The following is a 5,155-nucleotide window of genomic DNA, read 5'->3' as shown; positions in this document are numbered from 1 at the left end:
TTACCCGCTCCACCTTTCTGCGTGGAGATTGCCACATAAGTTGCTTCTTTCATTTGTCTGATAATTTATTTGGTTATACATCTGTCCGGTAGCGGTAGCGTATTGCCATTCATACATACGCACGCACTTCCATTTATTTATTCACTCTTTAATCCGGCTGTGCCTGCGGGCATTCATCGGTCTGTCCAATCACCCACGCCTTTATCCGTCCGCATGGACGTGTGCTTGGAAAACCGGCTGAATATGTACACCTGTTTTCATCCGTTTGGATTGATGTCCGAACATCTGGCGGAAGGAGTGTATTTTCAGTCCCACATCCGAATCACGCTGCAAATAAACAATGAATTTTCAGTACTTGTATCACTTCTCCGGCAAGTGGCAGCATGTTGCGCCGATTGGCATCATTCGGCACACTTACGCCTCTGTCAGACACGGATTTATCACCCTAACTTTGCACCCGAACGGCAGGGTACGCAGCCGGTGGCGCAGCCCGGAGTTTGAAAGGTATTCCCCCAATCCGTCCGGAGGCGGATTTTTATGTTCACCTGAACATAGCAAGGTATGTTTTCAGCCGCTCAAAATATTTTGAGCATCCCGGAAAACGCCTTGCCCTTGCAGGGGGCGGGCTTTCCCTCCGAAGTCGGGAAGCCTTTCAAACCTGCGGTATCTGTGCCCCGAAGCAGCGGCTTATGCCGTCAAACCGCTAAATCCAATTTTAAATGAGTGAAAAAAAGAGTAAGGCAGGGAGAAATCCCAAAATTGATCCGGCGGTGTTCCGCTACACCGTCCGTTTCAACGAGGAGGAACACAACCGTTTCCTCTCCATGTTCGAGAAATCGGGTGTTTACGCCAAGTCGGTTTTCATCAAGGCGCACTTCTTCGGGCAGTCTTTCAAGGTGATGAAAGTGGACAGGACGCTGGTGGACTACTACACCAAGCTGTCTGATTTTCATGCGCAGTTCCGCGCTGTCGGCACGAACTACAACCAAGTCGTGAAGGAATTGCGTTGCCATTTCTCCGAGAAAAAGGCGATGGCGTTGCTCTACAAGCTGGAAGGGCAGACCGTGGAACTCGTGAAACTGAGCCGTCAGATTGTGGAACTTTCAAAAGAGCTGGAGGCGAAATGGTCGCAAAAATCAGTGTAGGAAATTCGTTGTACGGCGCACTCGCCTACAACGGGGAGAAGATTAACGAAGCGAAAGGGCGGCTGCTCACCGCCAACCGCATCTACAATGACGGTTCGGGAACGGTGGACATCCATAGGGCTATGGAGGATTTTCTATCCTTCATGCCCGCACAGTCGAGGGTGGAGAAACCGGTGGTGCATATATCTCTCAACCCGCACCCGGAGGATGTGCTGACCGACACGGAGCTTCAGGACATCGCACGCGAGTATCTGGAAAAGATGGGCTACGGCAACCAGCCGTATCTTGTGTTCAAACACGAGGACATCAACCGCCACCCCCTGCATATCGTGACGGTCAGGGTGGACGAAAACGGCAGGAGCATCGACACCCGAAACAATTTCTACCGCAGCAAGCAGATTACACGTGAGCTGGAACAGAAGTACGGGCTTCACGATGCGGAACGCCGGAATCGCCGTCTTGATACACCGCTGCACAAGGTGGACGCTTCGGCAGGCGATGTGAAGAAGCAGGTAGGGAACACGGTCAAGGCGTTGAACGCTCAGTACCGTTTCCAGTCGATGGGTGAATACCGTGCCCTCCTTTCCTTGTATAATGTGACGGTGGAGGAAGCGCAGGGCAATGTGCGCGGAAGGGAGTATCATGGGCTGGTTTATTCTGCCACAGACGATGCCGGCGACAAGGTGGGCAACCCTTTCAAGTCCTCGCTCTTCGGAAAGGCTGTCGGCTATGAATCCGTAGAGAGGAAATTTGCCCGTTCCAAACAAGAGATTAAAGACAGGAAGCTCGCCGAAATGACGAAACGCACCGTCCTTTCCGTGCTGGAAAACACGCATGACAAGGAGAAGTTCGTTTCCCGGCTCAAGGAGAAAGGGATTGATACGGTGTTGCGCCATACGGAGGAAGGGCGCATCTATGGGGTCACTTTCATTGACCACCGCACGGGAAGTGTGCTGAACGGCTCACGCATGGGCAAGGAACTTTCCGCCAATGCCTTGCAGGAACACTTCACGCTGCCTTATGCCGGACAGCCGCCGCTCACGCTTTCCATTCCGGTGGAAAACGGGGAAGATATGTGCGGGCCGGCCGTTTCCGGGTATGATGACACGGAGGGCGGCATGGGCTTGCTCTCTCCCGAAGGTCCGGCGGTGGATGCCGAGGAGGAAGCCTTCATCCGGGCGATGCAGCGCAAGAGGAAAAAGAAGAAGCGCAAGGGCTTGGGAATGTAACAGAAGTATCAACAATTAAAAATTTTCAACGTATGTCACAACAAGAAGACGATTTGAGGGCACTGGCGAAAATCATGGATTTCCTGCGTGCCGTGAGTATTATTTTAGTGGTCATGAACGTGTACTGGTTCTGCTATGAAGCCATACGGCTGTGGGGCGTGAACATCGGCGTGGTGGACAAGATTCTGATGAACTTCAACCGCACGGCGGGGCTGTTCCACTCCATCCTGTACACGAAACTGTTTTCCGTCCTCCTGCTTGCCCTGTCCTGTCTGGGCACGAAAGGCGTCAAGGGCGAGAAAATCACTTGGAGAAGGATTTGGACGGCACTTGCCGCCGGGTTCGTGCTGTTTTTCCTGAACTGGTGGATACTGGCGTTGCCGTTGCCTGTTCCCGCAATCACGGCTTTTTATGTCCTGACTATCGGCACGGGATATGTCTGCCTGCTGATGGGAGGTCTTTGGATGAGCCGCCTCTTGAAGCACAACCTGATGGACGACGTGTTCAACAACGAGAACGAGAGCTTCATGCAGGAAACGCGGCTTCTCGAAAGCGAGTATTCGGTCAATCTGCCGACGCGGTTCTATTATAAGAAGCGTTGGAACGACGGTTGGATAAATGTCGTGAATCCTTTCCGCGCGTCCATCGTGTTAGGCCCACCGGGCAGTGGAAAATCCTACGCAGTGGTGAATAACTTTATCAAGCAGCAGATTGAAAAAGGCTTTTCGATGTACTGTTATGATTTTAAGTTTCCCGACCTCTCGACCATTGCCTACAACCACCTGATGAATCATCCTGATGGATACAAGGTACAGCCGAAGTTCTATGTAATCAACTTCGACGATCCGCGACGTTCGCACCGTTGCAATCCCATACACCCGGATTTCATGGAGGATATTACGGACGCATACGAAAGTGCCTATACCATTATGCTCAACCTCAATAAGTCGTGGGTGCAGAAGCAGGGGGACTTCTTTGTGGAATCCCCGATTGTCCTGTTTACGGCGATAATATGGTTTTTAAAAATCTATGAAGACGGCAAGTATTGTACATTCCCCCATGCGATAGAACTACTAAACAAAAGGTACGAGGATGTATTCACCATTCTGACAAGCTATTCCGAACTTGAGAACTATCTGAGTCCGTTCATTGACGCATGGAAAGGCGGTGCCAGTGAGCAGTTAATGGGGCAGATTGCATCTGCCAAAATCCCGCTGTCCCGACTGATAAGTCCGCAACTCTATTGGGTAATGTCCGGCAGTGACTTTACGCTGGATATTAATAATCCCAAAGAACCGAAAGTGTTATGTGTGGGCAACAATCCCGACAGAATTTCAATCTATGGAGCAGCATTGGGACTCTATAATTCGAGAATCGTTAAACTCATAAATAAGAAGAAGCAACTCAAAAGTTGTGTGATTATTGACGAGCTACCAACTATCTTCTTTAAAGGTCTGGATAATCTTATTGCCACGGCACGAAGCAACAAGGTCGCAGTCGTGTTAGGTTTTCAGGATTTCAGCCAGTTAAAGCGTGACTACGGAGACAAAGAGGCCGCTGTAATCATGTCAACTGTCGGCAATGTATTCAGCGGTCAAGTAGTAGGCGAAACGGCTAAAACATTATCGGAACGGTTCGGGAAAATCCTGCAAAAACGAGAATCCATGAGCATCAATCGCAATGATACATCCACTTCTATCAATACCCAACTGGACAGTCTTATACCTGCCAGCAAAATAAGTACGTTATCGCAAGGTATGTTTGTTGGAGCCGTAGCTGACAATTTTGGTGAAACGATAGACCAGAAAATCTTCCATGCACAGATTGTTGTGGATAATGAAGCTGTGCAAAAGGAAACGGCAGCCTATCAACCTATTCCCGAAATCAGCAGCTTTCTGGACGAGGACGGCAATGATACAATGGAACAGCAGATACAAGCGAACTACCGACAAATCAAACAGGATATTGTCGAACTGGTAGAGAACGAACTGATCCGTATTGAGAATGACCCGGCACTCAAACATTTATTGGGAGGTAATGAAGGAGAACAGGCTTAATCCTGAAACGGCGTTCTAACAAGATGTTTCCCACAGCACATTACGGCAATCCCGGAAGCTACGCAGGCTTTACTTCCGCAGATTGCCGTAAAGAGCCGTTTTTCAGGAAAGGACAAAAGCATGGCAGACCGGCCTGTCATGCTCTTGCCTATTCGATATATTTCAAAAAAAATATCTGAAAGTACAGAATGAGGAATATTACAAGTAAGACTGATACATTGAATCTGAAGTAAAGCTATCGAAAGACCATTCCAGAAAAGAAATATAATCATATATATGCAGAGAATAAATTAGTTTTCATACCTTTGTAAAATAAACTATTGTAATGCATATAATATCAATTTATGGCACGTGCTGACCTTATAATAGAACTCGTAAAGAGTGTTGTCTCTGGCGATAAAAAAATGTTTCGCCGGGTGACGGAGTCTATTATTGCAGAAGAGCGTAATAAACAACATATCGTATTGGCCAATAGGCTAGAACAAGAACTGAATGCTTTAGTAGAACAAAATGCACTTAATATACCACCGAATAAAGAAAATGTAACAACATCATTAAATGAAATTGAAAACTATCTTGTTGAACTTAAACCTTCCAAACGAATTGAGGAGCTTATATTACCAATTCATATTGTGAAATTATGCAAGGAACTTGTAGAAGAACATTATCGTTCCGACTTACTGCGTTCTTATGGCTTGGAACCTCGTAACCGTATATTATTAAC

General features: G+C 48.0%; 3 protein-coding genes and 2 pseudogenes. All 5 read left to right on the top strand.

Annotated features, from left to right (window positions below; translation table 11 throughout):
- Window positions 1-269 precede the first annotated feature (269 nt).
- A pseudogene (locus Q0486_RS16140) lies at window positions 270-449 on the top strand (hypothetical protein).
- A 270-nt stretch (window positions 450-719) separates the two neighbouring features.
- Window positions 720-1,145 (top strand): conjugal transfer protein MobA, encoded by a 426-nt coding sequence (gene mobA, locus Q0486_RS00825; RefSeq protein WP_299229355.1) that lies wholly within the window; start codon window positions 720-722, stop codon window positions 1,143-1,145.
- A complete protein-coding gene (gene mobB, locus Q0486_RS00820; protein WP_299229352.1) occupies window positions 1,124-2,374 on the top strand; it encodes a conjugal transfer protein MobB in 1,251 nt (416 codons plus the stop codon). The genes mobA and mobB overlap by 22 nt, the downstream gene beginning before the upstream one ends.
- A gap of 32 nt (window positions 2,375-2,406) precedes the next feature.
- Window positions 2,407-4,431 (top strand): conjugal transfer protein MobC, encoded by a 2,025-nt coding sequence (gene mobC, locus Q0486_RS00815; RefSeq protein ID WP_299229349.1) that lies wholly within the window; start codon window positions 2,407-2,409, stop codon window positions 4,429-4,431.
- 344 nt (window positions 4,432-4,775) lie between these two features.
- A pseudogene (locus tag Q0486_RS00810) lies at window positions 4,776-5,155 on the top strand (AAA family ATPase); the annotation flags it as partial.

The organism is uncultured Bacteroides sp., assembly GCF_937912035.1.
Lineage (GTDB): Bacteria > Bacteroidota > Bacteroidia > Bacteroidales > Bacteroidaceae > Phocaeicola.
Note: the sequence above shows the minus strand (reverse complement) of the source record. Positions and strands in the feature narration are given on the sequence as shown.